Consider the following 23,084-nt stretch of genomic DNA (forward strand, 5'->3'; position numbering starts at 1 on the left):
AGTTGTGGTGAGCCCCGGCGATGCACCATGATCACAGCCCAACCGGGGGTCACTCGGCGATCCGGCGTGTGCACTACCAGGGGAATGGGACACTATCCGTAGTGCGTACGGTCAGCATCCGCTGGGCGCACAACGATCGGACGGCAAGGAGCAGGGCGTGGCAGATGGTAACCGGACGATGAGAGGTCGGGTCCTCATCGTCGACGACGACACAGCGTTGTCGGAGATGCTCAGCATCGTCCTGCGCAACGAAGGCTATGACACCTACCTGTGCGCGACGGGTGACAAAGCGGTACCGGCGTTCCGGGAGTTCAAGCCGGACCTGCTGCTGCTCGACCTGATGCTGCCCGGGATGGACGGGATCGACGTCTGCCGGGCGATCCGGGCCGAGTCCGGCGTACCGATCGTGATGCTGACCGCCAAGAGCGACACCGTGGACGTGGTGCTGGGCCTGGAGTCCGGCGCCGACGACTACGTGGTCAAGCCGTTCAAGCCGAAGGAGCTGGTGGCCCGGATCCGGGCCCGGCTGCGCCGGATGGACGAGCCCGGGCCGGAGTCGCTGACCATCGGCGACCTCACCATCGACGTGGCCGGCCACTCGGTGAAGCGGGCCGGCGAGACGATCCAGCTGACACCGCTGGAGTTCGACCTGCTGGTCTGCCTGGCCTCCAAGCCCTGGCAGGTGTTCACCCGTGAGGTCCTGCTGGAGCAGGTCTGGGGCTACCGGCACGCGGCCGACACCCGGCTGGTGAACGTGCACGTCCAGCGGCTGCGCTCCAAGATCGAGAAGGACCCGGAGCACCCGGAGATCGTGGTGACGGTCCGCGGCGTCGGCTACAAGGCGGGTGCGGACTGATCGAGTACGGACGCGACACAGAGTCGCAGGCTGCCACCGAGCCGGCTGCCGCCCCCGCGGCAGCAGGCCCGGCGCAGCCACCGGCCCCACCCGAGCAGGAGGTGGCCGAGTCCCGTGGGACGGAGCTGGAGCTGACCGCCGCCGCGGCGGACTGGCCTGCCTACCCGCAGCCGCTCTGGCGGACGCACCCCAAGCACTGGCCGGACATCTGGCGCCGGTCCATCCAGGCCCGGATCGTCACCGGCACCCTGCTGATGTCGACCCTCGTCCTGATCCTGGTCGGCTGGGTGATGATGAGCCAGGTCACCGATGGGGTGCTGGAGTCCCGCCGTACCAGCGCGCAGGCGGAGGCGCTCGCCCAGCTCACCCAGCTGTCCAACACGATCAACGCCGCCGACCGCAACACCATCAACCAGCAGCTGTCCGAGCTGGTGCTCGGCTCCAACCGCCCCGGCCTGTACGACGTCCTGCTGGTGCCGACCGACAGCTCCAAGTCCAACGCGATCCGCTACACCGGCCTGGTCGACAGCGACTCGATCCCGCAGACACTGGCGTCCTCGGTGATGAGCGACGAGTCCAAGCTGTACGACACCTACACCCAGATCAACTACCGCGACGGGCCCAGCGTGCCCGGCCTGGTGATCGGCTCGCAGCTGCGGATCACCTCCACCAACGAGCGGTACGCCGTCTACTTCCTCTTCCCGCTCACCGCGCAGCAGGAGACGCTCGACGTCGTCCAGCGCGCGCTGCTGACCGCGGGACTCCTGCTGATCGTGTTGCTCGGCGCCGTGGCCTGGCTGGTCACCCGGCAGGTCGTCACCCCGGTCCGGATGGCGCGGCGGATCGCGGAGCGGCTGGCGGCGGGCAAGCTCGAGGAGCGGATGCAGGTCCGCGGCACCGACGACCTGGCCCGGCTGGCGGTCTCGTTCAACAAGATGGCGAGCAACCTGCAGCGGCAGATCCGCCGGCTGGAGGAGCTGTCCCGGCTACAGCGCCGGTTCGTCTCCGACGTCTCGCACGAGCTGCGCACGCCACTGACCACAGTCCGGATGGCCGCCGACCTGTTGCACGAGAGCCGCGACCAGTTCGACCCGATCAGCCGCCGCTCGGTGGAGCTCTTGCAGAACGAGCTCAACCGGTTCGAGGAGCTGCTCGCGGACCTGCTGGAGATCAGCCGGTTCGACGCCGGCGCGGCCGCGCTCGACCTGGAGGACGTCGACCTCCGCGACATCGTCAACCGCGTCCTGGAGAACCACGAGACCCTGCTGCAGCGCAAGGGCTGCGAGGTCCAGCTGGACATGCCGGAGCCGTGCCGCGCCCAGGTGGACTCGCGCCGGATCGAGCGCATCCTGCGCAACCTGATCGGCAACGCCATCGAGCACAGCGAGGGCCAGCCGATCCGGATCAGTACGGCGCACGACGAGGACGCGGCGGCGGTTGCGGTCCGGGACCACGGTATCGGTTTCCGGCCCGAGGAGGCGGAGATGGTGTTCAGTCGGTTCTGGCGCGCCGACCCGGCCCGGGCCCGGACCACTGGCGGCACCGGCCTAGGCCTGTCCATCGCCCTGGAGGACGCCCGGCTGCACGGCGGCCGGCTCGACGCCTGGGGCTCGCCGGGTGACGGCGCCTACTTCCGGCTCACCCTGCCGCGCCGGTCCGACGTCACCCTGACCGGCTCACCGCTGCCGGCCCGCCCGGTCGACGCCAGCCGGGTCATCACCGAGAAATCGCTGGTCGACGTGGGAGCGCCGTACCAGAAGCTCACCGGAGGTGATGAGCGATGAGAAGGCGCCTGCTCGTCGCTCTGCTCGCGGTCCTGCTGCTGGTCACCGGTTGCGCGACCGTACCGACCAAAGGCACCGTCCGCAGCGGGAGCCGCCAAGGACTGGCGCCGGACCTCGGCGGTGTCGGTGTGGAGGCGAAGCCACCGCGGGACACCTTCAACGACATGGACATCGTCAACGGCTTCCTGGAGGCCATGTCGGACTCGCAGGGCGCGTTGGACATCGCCCGGCAGTACATGACCCCGGAGGCCGCGGCGGCGTGGAAGCCGGAGTCGGGGACCGTGGTGTACGACCAGCGCCCGGACGCGCTGGCGCGACGGGCCGGCGGTATTCAGCTCACCGCCCGCAAGATCGCGACGATCAACCAGCGCGGCGAGTGGATCCCCGCGCCGGCGAACGCGCCGGCCGACTTCTTCTTCAAGCTGACCAAGGTGAACGGGCAGTACCGGGTCGCCTCGGCGCCGCCCGGGGCGTACCTGGGCAGCAACCAGGTGGATCTGAAGCTCGCCCCGCGCGATCTGTACTACTTCACGCCGGGCCGGGAGATGTTGGTCCCCGACCCGGTCTATCTGCCGGTGAACCTGTCCTCCGGGCAGGCTGCGACCCAGCTGGTCCAGGAGCTCCTGAAGGGCCCGACCGGCCGGCTCGGCAGCGGCGTGATCACGCTGGCGCCACCGGGCACCGAGGTCCAGGTGTCGGTCCCGGTCGAGTTCGGCGTGGCGACCGTCGCGCTCAACGACGCGGCCGCGTCGATGCGGGACCAGGACCGCCGGCTGCTCGCGGCCCAGATCGTCTGGACGCTCAACCAGATCAGCCTCCGGGTCAAGATCACCGTGGGCGGCGCACCCCTGCTGCCGGACGACCCGGACATCCTGCCGTTCGCGAACTTCAGCCAGTACGACCCGGCGGTGCCCGGCGGCGCCCTGACCGACCTGTACGGCGTGAGGCTGGGGAAGGTGCAACGGATCGTCGGGCTGGACGGGGCGTCGGACATCGCCGCCCAGCCACTGACCTCCAGCCAGCTCTACCCGTACAACGCCCAGTCCTTCGCGGTGAACCTCCACGGCGACGCCGGCGCGGTCGTGACCACGGCCGACGGCGACGACGTGGTCGCGTACGCCCGGCTGGACGCGACCGACAAGAGCGACGCGGTCAAGTCGATCCCCGTGAGCGGTCCGGTGCTGCGGCCGAGCTACGACAACCAGGACAACCTCTGGATCATGGACAAGGCCGACAGCGGGGCGCCACGGCTGCGGGTTCGCAACCGCGGCGGCGACGTCAGCCTGGTGAAGACCAGCTTCCGCGGCGACACCCCGGTGGTCCTCAGGATGGCGCCGGACGGCGTCCGGGCACTGCTGGTGATGAAGTCCAAGACCACCGGGAAGAACTACGTGCAGACCGGGACCATCCTGCCTGGGAACAGCGGCAAGCAGCTGGTGCTCGGGCAGTTCCGCCAGCTCCAGCTCCCGCTCGGCGGCATCACCGACGCGGCGTGGACCAAGCAGGGCATCCTGGTCGTCGGCGTGAGCACCTCGAGCAGCAACTCGACCCCGGGGCCCTGGCTGGTCAACTCCGACGGATCCCAGCTGCAGCTACTGCCCGGGTCGCCGGCCGGTTTCTCCGCCCGGTCCATCGCGTCCAACCCCAACCTGGACACCCTTCCGGTCATCGAGGACGTCGAAGGCAAGGTGCACTGGCTCAGCCGCGACCTGCTCTGGACCCCGATGGACTCCGACCCCAAGGCCCCGCCCATCTTCCCGGTGTACCCGGGCTGACCGCTTGTCCACAGGCCGGCGCCAGGACGGTTGCGTCCGACGGGCCGGTTCGTCGATCGTGGGTGCGGTGCCGGCCCGGGACGCGTTCGTGGATCTCGTCCTGGGTGGGCGCTGCGCGGGTTGCGAGCGGCCCGGCATCACTCTCTGTGGTGGTTGCCGGGAGCTGCTGGCCACCCTGACTCCGTTCCGTGCCTGGCCCGACCCGCGGCCGGCCGGACTGCCTCCGCCGACCGCGAGTGCGCCGTACGCCGATGAGCTCCGGCAGTTGATCATCGCGCACAAGGAGAACGCCCGGTACGCCCTTGCACGGCCGCTCGGTGGCGTGCTCGCGACCGCGGTGGTGAGCGCGCTGGGGGAGCACCGGGCCGCCTGGTTGTGCCCGGTCCCGTCGGCGCGGGCGACCGTCCGGCAGCGCGGGCACGACCCGCTGCGGCGGATTGCCAAGGCCGCGATCAAAGCCCTGCGGAGACAGGGCGTCGACGCCCGGCTGGCCGACGCGCTGCGCGTCGTACGGCGCCCGGACGACCAGGCCGGCCTGTCCGCGGAACGCCGTACCGTCAACCTGGACGGGGCTTTCGCGGCTCGTTCGCGCTGGGCTGAAAGGCTGACGGATCAGCCGGTCCTGCTGGTCGACGACGTGATCACCACCGGTTCCACGCTCGCGGAGGCGTGCCGCGCCTTGGAATCCCGGGGGATCGCGGTGCTCGGCTGCGCGGTCCTGGCCGCGACCCGCCGGCACCGGTCGTCTGGTTCATGAGAACTTCCCTACCGGTTTTCGCCGAAGCCGACTAGCGTTGGCCCATGACACCCGCACGGGCTTGTCGGGCAGGGATGTGGTGCAGGACCGGATCAGCCGGAATCCTCACTGCGGAGTCCGACGGGCGTGGTCGCGGGTGTTGTCGTTTCGGGCACCCCGACCGCTACCGGCACAGTGAAATGGAGTCGAATTCGCACACCTGCGGGGGTCTGGAGACGTAACAAGAAGTCGCCGATCGATGGAGGTTTCCGTGGACGTCGTTGTCAAGGGTCATCACTGCGAGGTCAGTGACCGCTTCCGGCAGTACGTCGAGGAAAAACTCGAGCGAATCGAGAAGGTCGATCACCGGGTACTGCGGTGCGAGGTGGAAGTCAGCCAGGAGAAGAACCCGCGACAGCACGATCGGGCGATGCGTGTCGAACTCACCATGTACACCAAGGGTCCGGTGGTCCGCGCCGAAGCGTGCGGTGAGACCAAGCAGGCGGCGTTCGACGTCTGCCTGGACCGGCTCCGGGCCCAGGTCCGCAAGGCGGCCGACCGGCGCCGGGTGCACCGCGGTGAGCGCTCGCCGGAAGGCCTGCGGCACGTGAACGCGAAGCAGCCAGTCAGCAGCACCGCTGTGGAGGAGAAAGCCGCCGAAGACAAGGTGGCGACGTACAAAGTCGGATCGCTCACGGTCACCGGCGACGGTCCGCTGGTGATGCGCGAGAAGACCCACACCGCCAAGCCGATGTCCCTGGACCAGGCGCTCTACGAGCTCGAACTGGTCGGACACGACTTCTACCTGTTCGTCGACGCCGACGAGAACCAGCCCAGCGTCGTCTACCGCCGTCGCGGTTACGACTACGGCGTGATCCGTCTGGCGGTCTGACCCCCTTGGTCGTGTGAGGCCGACCTGCTGATCCAGGGAGGAGCTACACAACACGAGGGCCGGGCAGCAAGCCCGGCCCTCGGTCTGTCCGAGGCGCGATGACAGTCTTGTCATACCTGAGCACGTGTGTTCCCCCCGCCCGCACGGCGGCGTAGTTTTCCACCGTCATGTCCCGCCACCGAATCTCAGAACGTGTACATGGCCCGCTGTCCCGGCTCGCCTGGTTCCTCTGGTACGCCGCTGTCCTGCTGGTTCCGCTGTTCCTCACGTGGGGTGTGATCGGGCCACCGGACGCGAATCCAGGGGCGGCTCTGGTCCTCAGCGCCGGACTGGTCGGCTTCTCCGCCCTGGTCGTCGCGGTCGTGCTGCCCGCCCGGCTGCCCTGGCTGATCGCGTCCTTCGGGATCGAGACCGTGCTGGCGGTGCACCGATTGATCGCGCTGATCGCGGTCCTGCTGGTCATCGTCCACCTGGTCGCGGTGCTGTTCGTCGATCCGCGTGGGCTATCCATCCTCGATCTCGTGCACACCACCTGGGCGGCCCGGGCGGCGGTCACCTCGACGGTCGCGCTGGTCCTGGTCGTGGTCCTCGCGTTGCGCCGTCCCAGCCGCCAGCCGCGGTACGAGGGCTGGCGGCTGGTCCACAACGGGCTGGTGGCGGTCGTCCTGGTCACCGCCTGGCTGCATGTCTGGTGGCTGCGGCACCTCGTTTCGCACGTGCTGGTGGCTGCCTGGTTCGTCGCCAGCGGGCTGCTCCTGGCCGGTCTGGCCGCGCGCCGCTGGATCTGGCTGCCGATCCGGTCCCGCAAGCACGCCTACGTCGTGGTGTCGGTTCGGGCTGTGCCGGGCGACGGCGTGACGCTGGTGATCCAGGCGGACGGTCATGCGGGCCTGCCGTTCGACGCCGGTCAGTTCGTCTGGCTCAAGATCGGCTCGACGCCGTTCGTGTTCGAGGAGCATCCGTTCAGCATCGCGTCGACCGCGGAGCACCCCGAGCGGATGGAGTTCACCATCAAGGCGCTCGGTGATTTCACCGAGCTGCTCGGCGCGCTCCGGCCGGGTCGCCGCGTCTTCCTGGACGGCCCGTACGGCGGGTTCACGATCGAGGGCCATGAGGACGCACCGGGGTTCGTACTGATCGCGGCAGGCGTCGGCATCACGCCGCTGCTGAGCATGCTCCGGACCCTGGCCGATCGCGAGGACCGCCGGCGGCACCGGTTGATCGTCGCGGCGCGCACCGAGGACGAGCTGATGCTCCGGCCGGAGATCACCGCGCTGCGCACCCGGCTCAACCTCAGGGTGGTCGAGGTGCTCAGTCGCCCGCATCCCGGCTGGCCGGGGGAGACCGGCCGGATCACCAGGAGCTTCCTGTCCCGTCAGTTGCCGCGCCGCCCGCAGCGTCTGGAGTACTTCATCTGCGGCCCGCAGCCGATGGTCAGCGCCGTCAGCCGGGACCTGTCCGGCCTCGGCGTACCACTCCGGCGAATCCACACCGAACGCTTCGGCGCTGTCTGAACGGACAGCATGCGTGGAGCCCGGGCGAACAGGCCCGGGCCCCACGTGACTGCTTTACCCGCCGATCTGGGACTGCAGTTCGGCGGCGTAGGTCGCTACCTCGGCGTAGACGCCGGGGTTGCCCGCGTCCGCGCAGCCGACGCCCCAGGAGACGACGCCGAAGAGGCGGCCGTTCAGGACGAGCGGACCGCCGGAGTCGCCCTGACAGGAGTCCTTGCCACCGTCCTCGTAGCCGGCGCAGATCTCGCCGTCGGCGGTGTAGCCCTCACTCGCGTACGCCTGCTCGCAGTACGCGTCACCCAGCACGGGGACGTCCACCTTCTGGAAGGTGTCCTCCGGGCCGGTGCCCTCGGTCGACCCCCAGCCGTAGACGACCGACGCCGCGCCGGCCGCGTCCGCCGCCTTGTCGGTCTCCAGGGCCAGCGTCGGTACGCCGGCGAACGGCGTGGCCAGCGTCATCACGGCGACGTCGTGACCCGGCTGCTGCCCGTACTGCGGGTCCACCCAGATGCTGCTGATCTTGGACGATGTGCCACCGGCGCTGGCCAGTACGTCCCGGCCCTGGATCGCCGTGTAGGTGCTCACCGCTTCCTGCGCGCAGTGTGCGGCGGTGACGATCTTGTTCGCCGCGACCAGGGTCGAGCCGCACCACTGGCCGCTCGGTGAGGGGGAGCCGCTGTTGTTGAGGGCGATCGCCCACGGGGTGTCCGCGGTATGGGCGATCGTGCCGCCGACGATCCGGGTCTTCGGTCCGTCAGGTGACTGCGCGGCCGACGCGGAGCCGGCTACGGCCACCGCACCGAGGGACGCCGCGGTCAGCACACCGGCCGCCAAGACGGCACGGATCAACTGCACTCTTCCTGTCATGCCTCACTCCAGGTTGATAGGGGCCGCGCGGGCGGGCGGCCTGCTGGCAGCGTCCCCTGAACACCCTCCGTAGCACACCTCCCACTTGCGGTAACTCCCGAGTTATGGGCTCATCTTTTTGTCGGAGGCACACGGCAGAATTCGTGCCGTGACAGTGCTTTTGGCCGGGCCTCCGGCGCCGGCGGGGTCATGGGGCCTTGGCTCCCGGCCTTCCCTCGTCGCTCCAGTCGCTTCGCTCCCTACGCTCCTCAGTCCAGGCCGGGAGGCCCCATGACCACGCAGGTGTTGTCGACCGCCCAGGCACGGCGGGTGGCGCTGGCCGTGCAAGGGTTCATGGATCCCCGTCCCAAGGGGACGCCGGATGCGCGGGCGCTGGCGCGCGTGCTCGGCCGGATCGGGCTGATCCAGATCGACTCGGTCAACGTCCTGAGCCGGGCGCAGTACCTGCCGCTGTACTCGCGGCTGGGACCGTACCCGCGGGACCTGCTCGACCGTGCGTCCGGGAAGGCGCCGCGCCGACTCGTGGAGTACTGGGCGCACGAGGCGTCGCTGATCCCGGTCGAGACGCACCCGCTGATGCGCTGGCGGATGGCCCGCGCGACGACCGAGGCGTGGGGCGGCCCGCGGTCGATCGCCGCCGAGCGACCGGAGCTGCTCAAGCAGGTGCTCGCCGATGTCCGCGACCACGGCCCGCTGACCGCCCGCCAGATCGATGACGACGTCGAGCGCGACCGCACCAACTGGGGCTGGAACTGGTCCGACGTGAAACGTGCCCTCGAGTTCCTCTTCTTCGCGGGCGAGATCACCGTCGCCCGGCGCAACCAGCAGTTCGAGCGGATGTACGACGTACCCGAGCGGGTGCTGCCTCGCGCCGTACTGGAGACCCCGACGCCGTCCGTGGCCGCCGCGCATCGCGGGCTGGTGTCGATCGCGGCGAGGGCGCACGGAGTGGCGACCGCGCAGTGTCTGAAGGACTACTTCCGGACCGCGCCGGAGGCGACCGCGCAGGCGATCGCGGAGCTGGTCGAGGAGGGCGAGCTGTTCCCGGTCGGAATCGACGGGTGGAAGCGGCCGGCGTACCTGCATCGGGACGCGCGACTGCCGCGGCGGGTGAACACCCGGGCCCTGGTCAGCCCTTTCGACTCGCTGGTGTTCGAGCGGACCCGGACCGAGGTCCTGTTCGACTTCCGCTACCGGATCGAGATCTACGTCCCGGCCGAGAAGCGCATCCACGGGTACTACGTGCTCCCGTTCCTGCTCGGGGACCGGCTGGTCGCCCGGGTGGACCTCAAGGCCGACCGGACGGCCGGCGTGCTGCTGGTCCAATCGGCGCACGCGGAGCCGAAGGCGCCGGTGGAAACGGCCGCCGAGCTGGCCGCGGAGCTCGTCCAGCTGGCCGGATGGCTCGGGCTCGACCAGGTGCGGGTGGCCGGTGGTGGTGACCTCTCGCCAGCGCTCAGTGACGCTCTGCGCGGTTTCTGATCGGGCAGTGGGAACTTTCCTGGCCGCCTGAGCGTGGGTCGGATAGGCCCGGCGGCACGCATCCGGCGTGGCTTGGCACATCGTGCCCCGTAACATGGGTGCTGCGCGCCTGCCCGAGGGGTGGATCGTGCCCTGTCGGCGTTCGGCCGCAGCCAGGCTTCAGCAGCAAGGAGAGAACTCCCCACCATGAAGGTGATCGACAAGGTCCTGCGGATCGGCGAGGGCAAGATCCTGCGTCAGCTCCAGGGCATCGCGAAGATGGTCAACTCGATCGAGGACGACTTCGTCGGGATGACCGACGAGGAACTTCGTGGTCAGACCGCGGAGTTCAAGCAGCGGTTCGAGAACGGGGAGTCTCTCGACCAACTGATGCCGGAGGCCTTCGCGGTGGTCCGGGAGGCGGCCAAGCGGACCCTGCACCAGCGGCACTACGACGTCCAGATCATGGGTGGCGCGGCGCTGCACCTCGGCAACATCGCCGAGATGAAGACCGGTGAGGGCAAGACGCTGGTCGCCACGCTGGCGGCGTACCTGAACGCCCTGTCCGGCCGGGGCGTGCACGTGGTCACGGTGAACGACTACCTGGCCAGGTTCCAGGCCGAGTGGATGGGCCGGGTGTACCACTTCCTCGGCCTCGACTACGGCGTGATCCTGCCGGAGATGACCCCGGCCGAGCGGCGGATCGCGTACAGCAAGGACATCACCTACGGCACCAACAACGAGTTCGGCTTCGACTACCTGCGCGACAACATGGCGGGCAGCATCGACGACCTCGTCCAGCGCGAGTACAACTTCGCGATCGTGGACGAGGTGGACTCGATCCTGGTCGACGAGGCCCGGACCCCGCTGATCATCTCCGGCCCGGCCGAGGACTCGCAGCGCTGGTACGTCGAGATGGCGCGGATCGCGAACACGCTGAAGCCCCGGATCGCCGACGACAAGGTGCCCGAGGAGCAGCGCCCCGTGGCCGACTACGAGGTGGACGAGAAGAAGCGGACCGTCGCGATCCTCGAGCGCGGGATCGAGAAGGTCGAGGACCGGCTCGGCATCGACAACCTGTACGAGTCGGCCAACACCCCGCTGATCAGCTACCTGAACAACGCGCTGAAGGCGAAGGACCTGTTCCGCCGGGACAAGGACTACGTGGTCGTCGACAACGAGGTGCTGATCGTCGACGAGCACACCGGCCGCACGCTGCACGGCCGCCGCTACAACGAGGGACTCCACCAGGCGATCGAGGCCAAGGAAGAGGTCGAGATCAAGGAGGAGTACCAGACGCTGGCGACCATCACGCTGCAGAACTACTTCCGCCTCTACGACAAGCTGGCCGGCATGACCGGTACGGCGATGACCGAGGCGGCCGAGTTCTCCAAGGTCTACAACCTCGGTGTGGTCCCGATCCCGACCAACAAGCCGATGATCCGAGTCGAGGAGCGGGACCTGATCTTCCGCACCGAGGACGCCAAGTTCGACGCGGTGGTCAAGGACATCGTCGAGGTGCACCAGACCGGCCAGCCGATCCTGGTCGGCACCACCAGCGTGGAGAAGTCCGAGCGGCTGTCCGCGCAGCTGCGCAAGGAGAACATCGCGCACGAGGTGCTGAACGCGAAGCAGCACGCGCGGGAGGCGGCGATCGTCGCCGAGGCCGGCCGCAAGGGCGCGGTCACGGTGGCCACCAACATGGCCGGCCGTGGTACCGACATCATCCTCGGCGGCAACCCCGAGCACCTGGCCGACAAGGACCTGCGCGCCCGCGGGATCGACCCGGTGGAGTCCGCCGAGCAGTACGAGGCGGAGTACCCGAAGGTCCTCGAGGAGTTCGAGAAGCGGGTCAAGGACGAGCAGGAAGAGGTCACCGAGGCCGGCGGCCTGTACGTGCTCGGCACCGAGCGGCACGAGTCCCGCCGGATCGACAACCAGCTCCGCGGCCGTGCCGGCCGTCAGGGCGACCCGGGCAAGTCCCGGTTCTACCTGTCGCTGGAGGACGACCTGATGCGGCTGTTCAAGCGCGAGATGGTCGACTGGGCGATGTCGCGGAACAACGACGACACCCAGCCGCTGGAGAACAAGGTCGTCACCAAGGCGATCGCGTCGGCGCAGGCCCAGGTCGAGGCGCAGAACTTCGAGACCCGGAAGAACATCCTCAAGTACGACGACGTGATGAACCGGCAGCGGCACGTCGTGTACGACGAGCGCCGCCGGGTGCTCGAGGGCGCGGACCTGCACTCGCAGGTGTCGGACATGCTCGACGAGACCGTCACCGGGTACGTGCAGGGCGCGACCGCGGACGGGTTCGCCGAGGACTGGGACCTGGACGCGCTGTTCACCGCGATGAAGACGCTGTACTCGACCGAGCTGACCGAGGACGAGCTGATCGAGGAGGCTGGCGGCGAGAAGGCCGGCCTGACCCAGGACTTCCTGATCGAGCGGTTCATCGAGGATGCCCAGGCGGCGTACGAGCGGCGCGAGGAGCTGCTCGGTGAGGACGCGATGCGCGAGCTGGAGCGTCGCGTCGTACTGAGCGTGCTGGACCGCAAGTGGCGCGAGCACCTGTACGAGATGGACTACCTGCGCGAGGGCATCGGCCTGCGCGCGATGGCGCAGCGCGACCCCCTGGTCGAGTACCAGCGCGAGGGCTACGACATGTTCGCCGCGATGATGGAGTCGATCAAGGAGGAGTCGGTCGCCTTCATCTTCAACGTCGAGGTGGACGTCGAGGCGATGCGGGCCGAGATGGAGCTCGCCGCCGAGGCGGACGCGGCGGTGGATCTCGACCTGGACGGCGAAGGTCTCGAAGGCCGCCGGATCGAGGACATCCTCACCCCCGGTGCGCCGGTGGCGGAGTTCCCCGGCCGGGTCCAGGACGAGGTGCGGCCGCGGGACACGCCGCGCCTGCGCGCCAAGGGTCTGACCGGTGACAGCCGTCCGCAGCGCCTGTCCTACTCGGCTCCGACCATGGACGGCGACGACGAGGTGGCCGTCCGCGAGGCAGCCGTCGAAGAGGGCGGCCTGCTGTACGCCGGCACCCCGCGCAACGCGGCCTGCCCCTGCGGCTCCGGCAAGAAGTACAAGCGCTGCCACGGCGACCCAGCCTCAGACGTCTACAAGTTCTGAGGTATCAAGCCACCGCCGGGCCCGGGAGGTAACTCCGGGCCCGGCCGTCGCGCGTCCGACCAACGCCAGCTCCGGAGGCTTCGGATCGTGGCACCGGACCGCGTTCGGGGACCTGGGTCAGGTTGTCGTGGGCGGCGACAGCTAATGCCATGTCCCCACCCACCAGTTCCTGTCCCAGCCCTCGGGCACATGGCGGGGGCACGTGGCGTGGACCGGGCGGGTGTGATGCTGTGGACTCATGTGGCTGACGGAGAAGTTCGGGCTGAGCGTTCCGGTGGTGGGCGCGCCGATGGCGAACGTGAGTGGTGGCAGGCTGGTTGCCGCGATCTCGGTGGCGGGTGGTCTCGGCATGCTCGGCGCCGGATCCGCGGTCACGGCTGACTGGATGCGGACCGAGGGATCGATCGCTGCGGCGAGTGGGAAGCCGTATGGGATCGGGCTGATGGCGTGGTCGGTGCGGCAGCGCCCGGAGCATCTGGAGGCCGTGCTCGAACTGAAGCCGGCGCTGGTGTCGCTCAGCTTCGGGGAGTACACGCCGTACGTCGAACCGCTGCAGAAGGCCGGGATTGTCGTTGCCACGCAGGCGGGGACGGTTGCCGATGCGCGGGAGGCGATCGACGCCGGTGTCGACGTGATCGTTGCCCGGGGCGCGGAAGCCGGTGGGCATGGCCGCAATGCCGTGGCCACGCTGCCGTTGCTGCAGGCGATTCTCGAGCTGACCGAGCTGCCGGTGCTCGCGGGCGGTGGGATCTCGGGTCCGCGCGGGGTGGCCGCCGTACTGGCCGCGGGTGCCGCTGGTGCCTGGATCGGTACGGCGTTTCTCACCTGCCAGGAGGCGCTCACGTCGGAGCCGGTCCGCCGGCGTGTGATCGCGGCGGACGAGACCGACACCGTCTACGGCACGGTGTTCGACGCGGCGTCGCGGGCCGGGTGGCCGGACGAGTTCGGTGGCCGGGCGCTGCGCAACGCGTACTTCGACACCTGGCAGGGCCGCGAGGACGAGCTGAAGACCGACGACGCCGGCCACACTGAGTACGTCGAAGGCACCCGCGCCGCCGACCCGGCCCGCGCCTCGATCTACGCGGGCCAGGGCGTCGGCTCCCTCACCGGTCAGCCGACTGCCGCCGAGGTCCTCGACGGCTTCGCGATGTACCGCACCTACCTGCAGGCCGCCCTCAGCGACGGCGCCAAGTAATTGCCGTGAGCAATCACGAGCTCGTCGCACAGGTCCCAGATCCGTTCGACCGGTAGCGCGGCCGCGGTGGCCGGGTCGACCATCACGGCCTGCCGGATCGCCCGCGGATCCTCGTCCATTGCGGCCTTCACCACCAGCTCGGCCACGTTGAGGTAGGACCGGTTGAGGGCCGCACACTGCGCCGGCAATGCACCCACCGAAGTCGGCTGGACTCCCGAACCGTCAACCAGGCAAGGGACTTCGACCACCCCGCCGGCCTGCAGGTTGCTGATCAGGCCGGTGTTCGGGACGTTGCCGTAGATGGTTCGCGGCGTCCCGGTGACGATGCTGTGGATGACCTGCGGCGCATACTCCATCGTCGGTTCGACCGTTACCGGTTCGCCGGCCCTCAACGCCTTCCGCGTCTGTTCGTACGACGCGAGGTTCTCCTCGACGATCCCGAGATACTCACCCACGGGCAGCCGCAGCCGCTCGACCTCGTCCGGATGCGACAGGTACCACGGCACGTACTCCGACGAGTGCTCGCTGGTCTCGGTGGGATAGAACCCGAGCCGCCGGTACATGTCCACGCGCACTCGCCGACGCAGTTCCGGATCCGCCGCGATCGCCGCGTCCAGCCGCTCGTACAGATTCTCGGAGCCGCGCTCGAACCGCAGTACCCACGACTGGTGGTTGACCCCAGCGGCCCGGTAGGTGACCTCGTCGTACGGGACGCCGACCAGTTCGGACAGACCGTGCATCGTCCAGTAGACCGAGTGACAGAGCCCGACGACCTTGCGCACTCCGAGCGCGGCCAGGTACCAGACGTTCATCACCATCGGGTTGGTGTAGTTCAGCAGCCACGCGTCCGGACACACCTCGGCGATGTCCTCCGCGAGCCCCCGCAGGACCGGGAACGTCCGCAGCGCCCGGAACACCCCGCCGACACCGAGCGTGTCCCCGATCGTCTGCCGGATCCCGTACCGGGCCGGGATCTCGAAGTCCACCCGGGTCGCGGCGTTCATCCCGACCTGGACGATGTTGATCACGAAGCCCGCGCCGTCGAGCGCGGCCCGGCGCTCCAGGTGCGCGGTGATCCGCGGCGTCACACCACGCTCCTGGGCGATGTACGCCGCCGCCGCGGCGGCTGTGTCGAGTCGCTCGGGATCGATGTCGTGCAACGCGATGTGCAGCGGTCCGAGGTCGAAGCTGAACAGGTCGGCGAGCAGGCCTTGGGTGAAGACCACACTGCCCGCGCCGATGAAGGCGATCTTGCTCATTGCATCACGCTCTCGATGGCTAGATCCCAGTCCGGCTGGGCCGCGGTCCCGCCGGCGGCGCGGGTGGACAGTGAGCCGCAGGCGGCAGCGATCGCCAGGGCTCGTTCGGTGCGGGATCCGTTCAGTACGGCGGCCACCCAGCCGGCGTCGAAGCTGTCGCCTGCTCCGACCGCGTCGACGGTGTCGACCTTGACCGCCGGCGCTGTCGTGACCTTGGAACCGTTGTGGGCCAGGGCGCCGTCCACACCGTTCTTCACCACGACCAACGGTCCGCGACGGGCCAGGATGCCCGCGGCATCTTCTACCGAGTGATGACCGGTGAGGGCCAACGCCTCGGCCGCATTCGGCAGGAAGTAGTCGGTGACCCGAAGCACCGGGTCGAGGACCGTCCGGTCCCAACGCCCGGCCGGGTCGTCGTTCGGGTCGAGCGATGTGGTCGCCTTCGCGGCCTTCGCCTCCTTGAATAGTGCCGCCAGCCCGGCCGCCAGTGACGGCATCAGGTAGAACGACGCCGCGTGCACGTGCCGGACCGATCGCAGCAACGACCCGGGTACGTCGTCCGCCGTGGTGGCCGGGAGGCAGCCAGGGGAGGTGAGGATCGCCCGGTCGTCGCCCGAGGTGAGGATCGTGGTCAGCGGAGTCGGAAGGGTGTTGTCGACAATCAGAGCGTCGACATTCACTCCGCGGTCGGAGAGCGCCGTACGGATGAAGTCGCCGGCCGGATCGTCGCCGACGCGCCCGGCAAAGGCGACGCTGAGCCCGAGCCGGGCGGCGCCGCAGGCCATGATCGAGGCCGAGCCGCCGAGCACCAGAGAACCGTTGGGAACAAGCCGTTCCCGCTGGCCGAAGCGGACGGGTTGGTCGACAGGCCCGACAACCACATCGGGGTTCGCGTCGCCAATCACGAGCAGGTCGTAGGTCATGGGGCCTCCCGGCCTGGACTGAGGAGCGGAGGGAGCGAAGCGACTGGAGCGACGAGGGAAGGGCGGGAGCCAAGGCCCCATGACCGCGTCGGCGCCGAAGGCCCGACCAAAAGCACAGTCATGTGTCAGCCCTTGAGTCCGGTGGATGCGAGTGAGCGGATGAAGGCCTTCTGGGCGAGGAGGAAGCCCAGCAGGACCGGCAGCACGGTGATGACGTTGCCGGCCATCACGGCGGCCCACTGGGTGTGGTGCTGGCCCTGGAAGGTGGTCAGGCCGAGCTGGAGGGTGTACGTGGTGTCGGTGTTGATCGCGATCAGCGGCCAGGTCAGGTCGTTCCAGGTGGCCAGGAAGGTGAGGACGGCGACCGTACTCAGGGCCGGCCGGGCCAGCGGCAGCACGATCGAGACCAGGATCCGCAGCCGCCCGCACCCGTCGATCCAGGCCGCCTCCTCGAGCTCGCGCGGAAGCGAGACGAAGAACTGCCGGAAGAGAAACACCGACAGCGGCGTCACCAGCGACGGGATGATCAGCGCGCCGAGGGTGTCGATCAGCCCGAGTTCCTTCATCACCAGGAACGTCGGGATCATCGTCAGCTGGAACGGGATCACCATCGTCGCCAGCATCAGCCCGAGCACGAGCTTCGACCCGGCGAACCGGATCCGCGCGAACGCGTACCCGCCGAGCGAGCCGAGGACGAGATTGGCCGTCACCGCCACCGCCGACACGATGAACGAGTTCAGGAACCAGCGCGGGAACAACGCGTTCCCCAGCACGTAGCGATACCCGTCGAGCTTGATCCCGTGCGGAATCAGCGCCGGTGGGAACCGGTTGATCTCGGCGTTGCTCATCACCGAGCTCACCAGCAACCACGCCAACGGCAACGCGAACAGCAAGGCAAGTGGCGCGAGCACGAAATGCCAAGCACTGAAAGGCAGTCTCTTCATCGCGCAGCCGCCCTCCGCCGATACAGCTGCAAGGCCACACCGATCACGAGCAAGGCGACCGCCAACGCGTACGCCGCGGCCGCGCTGTAGCCGGCCGTGAACGTCTTGAACGCCTTCTCCCAGATGAAGTACACGATCACGGTGGTGGAGCCGAGCGGCCCGCCCTTGGTGGTGACGAACACCAGGTCGAACACCTGCAACGCGTTGATGGCCTGGAACAGCAGCAGAAAGATCGTCACCGGTGTCAACGACGGCAGCACGACATGACGCAGTACGCCGAACCGTCCCGCACCGTCGATCCGGGCAGCCTCGACCAGGTCTGTCGAAACCCCTTGCAACCCGGCCAGATAGACGATCACGCAGAATCCGGTCCCGCTCCACAGCGAGATCGCGACCAGCAGATACAACGCCTGACCGGGATCGCTGAAGAACCCCTGCGCCGGCAACCCGACCTTGTGCAGCACCGAGTTCGCGACACCGAACTCCGGATCGAGCACGAACGAGAACAGCACGCCCTGCGCCGCCGCCGACACCACGAACGGCACGAACACCAAGGTCCGATACAGACCGATGAAGGCGATCTTCCGATCCAGCGCGATCGCGATCGCCAGCCCGGCGACCACGCTCAGCGGCACGTACAGCACCGTGTAGATCAGCGTGTGCTCGACCGCCGCACCGAAGGTCGGGTCTTTCATCAGGGCCTTGTAGTTGGCCAGCCCGACCCACTCGCTCGGCGAGACCAGGTCATTCACCTGGAACGACAACAGCAACGACCACAGCACCGGTACGACGCTGAGTCCCAGGATGATCAGTACCGACGGGCTGACGAACGCCCATCCCGTCGCGCTCTCGTTCCGGGTACGACGCTTGGCCGCCGCCCGGCTCCGGGGGTCGACGGTGAACGTACCGACCACGCTGGCCATCAGTTCGGCACCGCCAGCACCTGGTTGCACTGGTCGACGGCCTGCTTGATCGCATCACCCGGGCTCTGTTTCCCAAGCAGGACGGCGGCGATCGCCTGACCGAGGTTCTGCGAGATCTGCGGGTAGGTCGTGATCGTCGGCCGGACCTTCGCCGAGTCGAGCGCCTTGACGAACACGTCCAGCCCGTTCGTCTCGGTCGAGTGCTTCTTCCACTGGGGGAGCTCGGCAGTGGCCTTGGTGATCGGCAGACTCCCGCCCTCCATGTCCCACTGGATGTCCTGCGCCGGGTCGGCCATCCACTTCACGAACTCGGTGGCCGCCTGCACCTTCGCCTTGCCGTTGTCGAACACGGTCCAGGTGTCCGGACCCGAGATCGTCACCGGTTTCCCGGAGTACGACGGCAGCGGCACCACGCCGTAGTCGAGGTGATTGTCGATGAGCTCCGGGAGCTGCCAGGGGCCGGTCGCGACCATGGCCATCCGGCCACCGAGGAACACCTGGTAGAGCTGTTCGCTGCCCGGCTTGGGATCGACGTACAGCGACTTGTCGCTGCGCAGCCGATCGAGAGTGCCGAGCGCCTGCTCACCGACCTGGTCGAAGCCCACCTTCTTGCCGTCGCCGCTGACCACGTCGCCGCCGAGGTCCCAGATCATCGGCCAGATCCGCCAGACCGTGTCCTCGTCGCCGACACCCGGCCAGCCGGTGCCGAAGATGCCCTTGCCGGGGTTGGTGAGGGCTTTGGCCGTGGTGACGAAGTCGTCCCAGGTCCAGCCCGCCTGCGGCGCCGGGACGCCGGCGGCGGTGAACAGCTTCTTGTTGTAGACCACGCAGAGTGAGTCGAGCAAGGCCGGCGCGGCCCGGACCTTGCCCTTCACGCTGACCGCGTCCTTCGCGGCCGGCCAGTAGTCGTCGATCTTCAGCGCACCGGTCAGGTCGGCCACCTTCGGGCTCTTGGTCAGGCTGGCGAGGTCCGACCCGAAGATGTACGCGACATCCGGGTAGGACCCCGCGGCCAGCCCCGCGGTGACCTTCTGCAGCATGCTGTCCGCGGTGACCCCGCCACCGCCGCCGACCACCTTGATGTTCGGGTGCGACTTGTTGAACTCGTTGATCAAGGCATCGATCGCGGCCTTGCCGGTGTCGACCTGGCCGTGCCAGAGATCGACGCTGACTACGCCGTCCGGGCCGGCCCCCGCATCTTCGTTGTTCTTGCCGCAGGCACCAAGCGTGCCGGCGGCGGCGACGGCGGCCGCGGCGCGCAGGACGTCACGACGGGAAAGGGTCAGAGCATGCTGGGACATAGGGGTCTCCAGGTGGTGCCGAGGGATGAAGGAGTGGAATCAGCAGGTCTTGCGCACGTGCCCGGAGTCGACGTCGCGCTGCACGATCGTCAACGTGCCTGGGTCGCGGTGAGCAGCTTCTTCGAGCGGGCGCGGCTGTCGTAGTCGTCCGGCGGCGGCCAGAGTGGGCGGCGGGAAGCGGCGAGCGAGGTTGGACACGATTGCTCCATCGGTCCGGGGACGCGACCCCGCCTCGGGCTGGGTGGATCGAGCTGCCCTGGCGCCTGGAAACCGGACTTCGGACCCCTCTCGGACCGCTACCGGCTGGGTGCGTCACTGCCGACCAAGTCAAGCGCTGCGGCGTCGTCCCGTCAAGGCAAAGTTGCAAACGAGTGCGTGGATTCCTCGCCTGAGCGCGTTACCGCGCAGAGAAGCCGAGGGGAAGGGCGGGGGAAGGTAACCGGCCTAGCGTCCTTCGGCAGATGCCTGAGCCGACCGGGCCAGGCAGACCAGGGGAGGATCCATGACCACGACAACCGAGAGTCCGCGCCGGAACGGCGTCGACACCGCGACGCTGTTCGCCACCCTCGACGCGGTGAAGGGGCAGCACGAGATCGCCAAGTTCCAGTTCCGGGCGAGCAACACCTGGGTCACCGGGACGCACAGCCGTTCCACCGCAGCGGGCTTCTTCGGAGCCATGCAGGAGCTGCGGCACAAGGCCGACACGGTGCTCGAGTTCGACCACCCCGAAGTCCTGGTCGGGACGGACCACGGGCCGACGCCGGCGGAGTACCTCCTGCACGCGATCGCCGCCTGCCTGACGGCCGGTATCGCCAACATCGCCGCGGCCCGCGGCGTCGATCTCACCAAGGTCACCTCGACCGTCGAAGGTGACATCGACCTGCTCGGGATCCTCGGCCTGTCGGGCGATTCCGTCCGCAACGGCTACCAGCAGATCCGGGTGTCGATCGCGATCGAAGGCGACGCCGACGACGAGACCCTGCGCGGCATCGTCGAGCAGTCCCGGCGCCGCTCGGCGGTCTTCGACGCGCTCGCCAACCCGACCCCGGTCGTCGTCGACGTGGTCACCGGCTGACCATGACGACCATCGACACCGTCGTGATCGGCGCCGGCCATGCCGGTCTCGCCGTCAGCCGGCTGCTCACCGGGGCGGGCCGCGATCATGTGGTCGTCGACCGGGGCCGGATCGGCGAGCGCTGGCGCAGCGAGCGCTGGGACTCGCTGCGGTTGCTGTCGCCGAACTGGATGACCCGCCTGCCCCACTGGGAGTACGACGGGTCCAAGCCCGACGGATTCATGAGCTCGGCCGGCTTCGTCCAGCACCTGGAGCGGTACGCCCAGTCGTACGGCGCACCCGTGCTGACCGGTACGACGGTGCGCGACCTGGTCACGGCGCATTCCGGGGGCTATCGACTCGTCACCGATCGCGGGACCTGGTCGACTCGTCAGGTGGTGATCGCGACCGGCCCGCACGGTGTGGCCAACGTGCCGGACGGATTGGACGCGGCCGAGGTCGTCACCGCGAGCAGCTATCGCAACCCCGGTCAACTGCCGCCCGGTGGCGTGCTCGTGATCGGCGCCTCGTCGTCCGGTGCGCAGATCGCCGACGAACTCAACCGCGCGGGCCGCGAGGTGTACCTGGCAGCCGGCCGGCACACCCGGATCCCGCGCTGTTATCGCGGCAGAGACATCTTCTGCTGGCTGCAGCGAACCGGCCGGCTGGCGCGGACCATCGAGGAGGTTCCCGACCCGGTGGCCGCCCGGCGGGAGCCGTCGATGCAACTCGTCGGCCGCCGTACCGGCGAACGTGCACGGAATCTTGACCTGGTCACTCTGCAGGCCAACGGTGTCCGGCTCCTCGGCCGCTTCGAGGGCATGAAAGGAACGCAGGCACGCTTCCGGCCGGACCTGGCCGCGACTGCTGCCGACGCCGACGTACGGATGCATCGGCTGCTCGACGCGGTGGACGACTACATCGCCTGTACCGGACTGACCGGCGAGGTTCTCCCGGCGGTACGGCCGCCGGCCCTCGTGGCACCGGCGGCAGCACGCGTTGTGGATCTGTCCCGGGCGGGCATCGCCACCGTCGTGGTCGCCACCGGCTACCGGCCCGAGTATCCGTGGCTGCGGCTGCCGGTCATCGGCCCCGACGGCCACATCCGCCAGAACCGCGGGGTCACCGCAGCACCTGGTGTGTACGTCGTCGGCCAGCGATTCCAATACCGGCGCGACTCCGCCTTCATCGGCGGTGCCCGGCACGACGCGGCGGCCGTCGTACAGCATCTCTTGACCGGCAGGATCGCGGCCCGGGCAGACGGCTGCAGTGCGGAGCCGGCAGCATGACCACCGAGTACGACGTGCTGGTCGTCGGCGGACGGGTTGCCGGAGCATCGACCGCGATGCTGCTCGCCCGGGCCGGTGCCCGCGTGGCACTCGTGGAGCGGTCCGCCTACGGCACCGACACCGTCTCGACGCACGGTCTGATGCGCGCGGGCGTCATGCAGTTGGCGAGATGGGGACTGCTGGACGATGTGGCCGCGGCGGGGACGCCACCGATCCGGCAGACGACGTTCCACTACACCGACCGTGCGTCCGAGCAACTCGCGCTTCGTTCCAGCGGCGGTGTTGATGCCCTGTATGCGCCGCGTCGCTACGTGCTCGACCGGATGCTGGCGGACGCGGCCGCCGACGCGGGTGTGGAGATGTGGTTCCGGACCCCCGTCACGGCAGTCCTGCGCGACGAGAGTGGTCGCGTGACGGGCGTTCGCGTGCAGGATCGCGAGCTCCGAGCCGGGATCACGGTCGGTGCCGACGGCATCCGTTCGACTGTCGCGTCCGCAGTCGGGGCCCCCGTCGTACGGCGGGGTCAGTCGCTCAGCGCGATCCTCTATCGGTACTACGCCGATGCACGACCTACCGGCTACGAATGGGCCTATGGAGTCGGTGGCGGAGCCGGTCTGATTCCCACCAACGACGGGTTGACCTGCGTGTTCGTCGCGACGACCCCGGACAGGATGCGTGCGCTGCGTCGCTGTGGGACCGAGCGCGCCTTCGCGACACTCCTCGCGGAGACAGCACCGGCACTGGCGGATCGAGTGTCGGCGGCGGAGCCGGTGGGTGCGATGCACGGCTGGGCTGGTGCGGCGGGGTTCGTCCGCGAGTGCTGGGGGCCAGGGTGGGCGCTGGTCGGAGACGCAGGCTATTACAAGGACCCGATCACCACGCACGGCATCACGGATGCGCTGCGTGACGCCGAGCTGTTGGCTCGCGCGATTCTGGAGACGCATGAGTCCTATCAGGCGACCCGGGACAGACTCTCGAGCCGGCTGTTCGCGGCGACCGAGACGGTCGCGTCGTACCGGTGGAGCCTGGACGACGTGCGGGTGCTGCTGCGGGAAGTCAGCTCGGCGATGCGCGACGAGGTCGACCACGTGGGATCGCTGCCGGATCCGGGGTCCGCGGCCCATCCCGCGGACTTCCTGCTGTAGAACGGGATTCTCCTGACGCCTACGATCCGAG

Annotated in this window: 19 protein-coding genes; 12 read left to right on the forward strand and 7 right to left on the reverse strand. The window is 69.0% G+C overall.

Features of this window, described 5'->3' with window-relative positions:
• Positions 1–178: 178 nt before the first annotated feature.
• From mtrA to OG558_RS19095, 6 genes are all read left to right on the forward strand, one after another.
• On the forward strand, positions 179–856 hold the full coding sequence (mtrA, locus tag OG558_RS19070; protein ID WP_131345780.1) for an MtrAB system response regulator MtrA: 678 nt from the start codon (positions 179–181) through the stop codon (positions 854–856).
• A gap of 101 nt (positions 857–957) precedes the next feature.
• Positions 958–2,640, forward strand: coding sequence for an MtrAB system histidine kinase MtrB (gene mtrB, locus OG558_RS19075; RefSeq protein WP_405071461.1), 1,683 nt, complete (start codon positions 958–960; stop codon positions 2,638–2,640).
• Positions 2,637–4,415 carry an LpqB family beta-propeller domain-containing protein gene (locus OG558_RS19080; protein WP_405071462.1) on the forward strand — a complete coding sequence of 593 codons (1,779 nt, stop codon included), beginning with the start codon at positions 2,637–2,639 and terminating at the stop codon, positions 4,413–4,415. Before mtrB ends, OG558_RS19080 begins: the two co-directional genes overlap by 4 nt.
• A gap of 67 nt (positions 4,416–4,482) precedes the next feature.
• The gene (locus tag OG558_RS19085; protein ID WP_405071463.1) at positions 4,483–5,172 is read left to right on the forward strand and encodes a ComF family protein; all 690 of its coding nucleotides are present in this window, start codon (positions 4,483–4,485) and stop codon (positions 5,170–5,172) included.
• Between the two features lie 250 nt (positions 5,173–5,422).
• The gene (hpf, locus tag OG558_RS19090) at positions 5,423–6,043 is read left to right on the forward strand and encodes a ribosome hibernation-promoting factor, HPF/YfiA family (RefSeq protein ID WP_329484704.1); all 621 of its coding nucleotides are present in this window, start codon (positions 5,423–5,425) and stop codon (positions 6,041–6,043) included.
• Positions 6,044–6,210: 167 nt separating this feature from the next.
• Complete coding sequence (locus tag OG558_RS19095) at positions 6,211–7,557, forward strand: ferric reductase-like transmembrane domain-containing protein (protein ID WP_405071464.1); 1,347 nt, start codon at positions 6,211–6,213, stop codon at positions 7,555–7,557.
• A gap of 54 nt (positions 7,558–7,611) precedes the next feature.
• Here OG558_RS19095 and OG558_RS19100 read toward each other — a convergent pair whose 3' ends face one another.
• Positions 7,612–8,424 carry a S1 family peptidase gene (locus OG558_RS19100; RefSeq protein WP_405071465.1) on the reverse strand — a complete coding sequence of 271 codons (813 nt, stop codon included), beginning with the start codon at positions 8,422–8,424 and terminating at the stop codon, positions 7,612–7,614.
• A 270-nt stretch (positions 8,425–8,694) separates the two neighbouring features.
• Here OG558_RS19100 and OG558_RS19105 point away from each other — a divergent pair, with 270 nt between their 5' ends.
• From OG558_RS19105 to OG558_RS19115, 3 genes are all read left to right on the forward strand, one after another.
• The gene (locus OG558_RS19105; protein WP_405071466.1) at positions 8,695–9,906 is read left to right on the forward strand and encodes a winged helix-turn-helix domain-containing protein; all 1,212 of its coding nucleotides are present in this window, start codon (positions 8,695–8,697) and stop codon (positions 9,904–9,906) included.
• Positions 9,907–10,092: 186 nt separating this feature from the next.
• Complete coding sequence (gene secA / locus OG558_RS19110) at positions 10,093–13,020, forward strand: preprotein translocase subunit SecA (protein ID WP_405071467.1); 2,928 nt, start codon at positions 10,093–10,095, stop codon at positions 13,018–13,020.
• A 238-nt stretch (positions 13,021–13,258) separates the two neighbouring features.
• Positions 13,259–14,215, forward strand: a complete 957-nt coding sequence (locus tag OG558_RS19115; protein WP_405071468.1) for an NAD(P)H-dependent flavin oxidoreductase — start codon at positions 13,259–13,261, stop codon at positions 14,213–14,215.
• On the opposite strand, the gene OG558_RS19120 is transcribed toward OG558_RS19115, so the two are convergent.
• The 6 genes from OG558_RS19120 to OG558_RS19145 form a co-directional block, all read right to left on the reverse strand.
• Entirely contained in the window at positions 14,179–15,474 is a 1,296-nt protein-coding gene (locus tag OG558_RS19120) for an alpha-glucosidase/alpha-galactosidase (RefSeq protein ID WP_405071469.1), read from the reverse strand. The two genes, OG558_RS19115 and OG558_RS19120, sit on opposite strands and share 37 nt — an antisense overlap.
• Complete coding sequence (locus OG558_RS19125) at positions 15,471–16,397, reverse strand: carbohydrate kinase family protein (RefSeq protein WP_405071470.1); 927 nt, start codon at positions 16,395–16,397, stop codon at positions 15,471–15,473. Before OG558_RS19125 ends, OG558_RS19120 begins: the two co-directional genes overlap by 4 nt.
• A gap of 125 nt (positions 16,398–16,522) precedes the next feature.
• Positions 16,523–17,341, reverse strand: a complete 819-nt coding sequence (locus OG558_RS19130; RefSeq protein ID WP_329484711.1) for a carbohydrate ABC transporter permease — start codon at positions 17,339–17,341, stop codon at positions 16,523–16,525.
• Positions 17,338–18,264, reverse strand: coding sequence for a sugar ABC transporter permease (locus tag OG558_RS19135; RefSeq protein WP_328523609.1), 927 nt, complete (start codon positions 18,262–18,264; stop codon positions 17,338–17,340). Before OG558_RS19135 ends, OG558_RS19130 begins: the two co-directional genes overlap by 4 nt.
• Positions 18,264–19,565 carry an ABC transporter substrate-binding protein gene (locus tag OG558_RS19140; protein ID WP_405071471.1) on the reverse strand — a complete coding sequence of 434 codons (1,302 nt, stop codon included), beginning with the start codon at positions 19,563–19,565 and terminating at the stop codon, positions 18,264–18,266. Before OG558_RS19140 ends, OG558_RS19135 begins: the two co-directional genes overlap by 1 nt.
• Before the next feature lie 39 nt (positions 19,566–19,604).
• The gene (locus OG558_RS19145; RefSeq protein ID WP_405071472.1) at positions 19,605–19,763 is read right to left on the reverse strand and encodes a hypothetical protein; all 159 of its coding nucleotides are present in this window, start codon (positions 19,761–19,763) and stop codon (positions 19,605–19,607) included.
• A 304-nt stretch (positions 19,764–20,067) separates the two neighbouring features.
• On the opposite strand from OG558_RS19145, the gene OG558_RS19150 reads away from it, so the two are divergent.
• From OG558_RS19150 to OG558_RS19160, 3 genes are read left to right on the forward strand one after another with little or no spacing between them, the layout of a single operon-like run.
• Positions 20,068–20,640, forward strand: a complete 573-nt coding sequence (locus tag OG558_RS19150) for an OsmC family protein (protein ID WP_328523606.1) — start codon at positions 20,068–20,070, stop codon at positions 20,638–20,640.
• Between the two features lie 2 nt (positions 20,641–20,642).
• Positions 20,643–21,908, forward strand: coding sequence for an NAD(P)-binding domain-containing protein (locus OG558_RS19155; protein ID WP_405071473.1), 1,266 nt, complete (start codon positions 20,643–20,645; stop codon positions 21,906–21,908).
• Positions 21,905–23,053 carry an NAD(P)/FAD-dependent oxidoreductase gene (locus OG558_RS19160; RefSeq protein WP_405071474.1) on the forward strand — a complete coding sequence of 383 codons (1,149 nt, stop codon included), beginning with the start codon at positions 21,905–21,907 and terminating at the stop codon, positions 23,051–23,053. The genes OG558_RS19155 and OG558_RS19160 overlap by 4 nt, the downstream gene beginning before the upstream one ends.
• Positions 23,054–23,084: the final 31 nt, after the last annotated feature.

It is taken from the genome of Kribbella sp. NBC_01510 (assembly GCF_045040325.1).
Lineage (GTDB): Bacteria > Actinomycetota > Actinomycetes > Propionibacteriales > Kribbellaceae > Kribbella.

What these genes read in the sequence shown, in the direction of transcription:
- mtrA (WP_131345780.1), top strand. Translation starts at nt 179, where the DNA reads ATGAGAGGTCGGGTCCTCATCGTCGACGACGACACAGCGTTGTCGGAG.
- OG558_RS19080 (WP_405071462.1), top strand. Translation starts at nt 2,637, where the DNA reads ATGAGAAGGCGCCTGCTCGTCGCTCTGCTCGCGGTCCTGCTGCTGGTC.
- OG558_RS19095 (WP_405071464.1), top strand. Translation starts at nt 6,211, where the DNA reads ATGTCCCGCCACCGAATCTCAGAACGTGTACATGGCCCGCTGTCCCGG.
- OG558_RS19100 (WP_405071465.1), bottom strand. Translation starts at nt 8,424, where the DNA reads ATGACAGGAAGAGTGCAGTTGATCCGTGCCGTCTTGGCGGCCGGTGTG.
- OG558_RS19105 (WP_405071466.1), top strand. Translation starts at nt 8,695, where the DNA reads ATGACCACGCAGGTGTTGTCGACCGCCCAGGCACGGCGGGTGGCGCTG.
- secA (WP_405071467.1), top strand. Translation starts at nt 10,093, where the DNA reads ATGAAGGTGATCGACAAGGTCCTGCGGATCGGCGAGGGCAAGATCCTG.
- OG558_RS19115 (WP_405071468.1), top strand. Translation starts at nt 13,259, where the DNA reads ATGTGGCTGACGGAGAAGTTCGGGCTGAGCGTTCCGGTGGTGGGCGCG.
- OG558_RS19120 (WP_405071469.1), bottom strand. Translation starts at nt 15,474, where the DNA reads ATGAGCAAGATCGCCTTCATCGGCGCGGGCAGTGTGGTCTTCACCCAA.
- OG558_RS19125 (WP_405071470.1), bottom strand. Translation starts at nt 16,397, where the DNA reads ATGACCTACGACCTGCTCGTGATTGGCGACGCGAACCCCGATGTGGTT.
- OG558_RS19130 (WP_329484711.1), bottom strand. Translation starts at nt 17,341, where the DNA reads ATGAAGAGACTGCCTTTCAGTGCTTGGCATTTCGTGCTCGCGCCACTT.
- OG558_RS19135 (WP_328523609.1), bottom strand. Translation starts at nt 18,264, where the DNA reads ATGGCCAGCGTGGTCGGTACGTTCACCGTCGACCCCCGGAGCCGGGCG.
- OG558_RS19140 (WP_405071471.1), bottom strand. Translation starts at nt 19,565, where the DNA reads ATGTCCCAGCATGCTCTGACCCTTTCCCGTCGTGACGTCCTGCGCGCC.
- OG558_RS19150 (WP_328523606.1), top strand. Translation starts at nt 20,068, where the DNA reads ATGACCACGACAACCGAGAGTCCGCGCCGGAACGGCGTCGACACCGCG.
- OG558_RS19155 (WP_405071473.1), top strand. Translation starts at nt 20,643, where the DNA reads ATGACGACCATCGACACCGTCGTGATCGGCGCCGGCCATGCCGGTCTC.
- OG558_RS19160 (WP_405071474.1), top strand. Translation starts at nt 21,905, where the DNA reads ATGACCACCGAGTACGACGTGCTGGTCGTCGGCGGACGGGTTGCCGGA.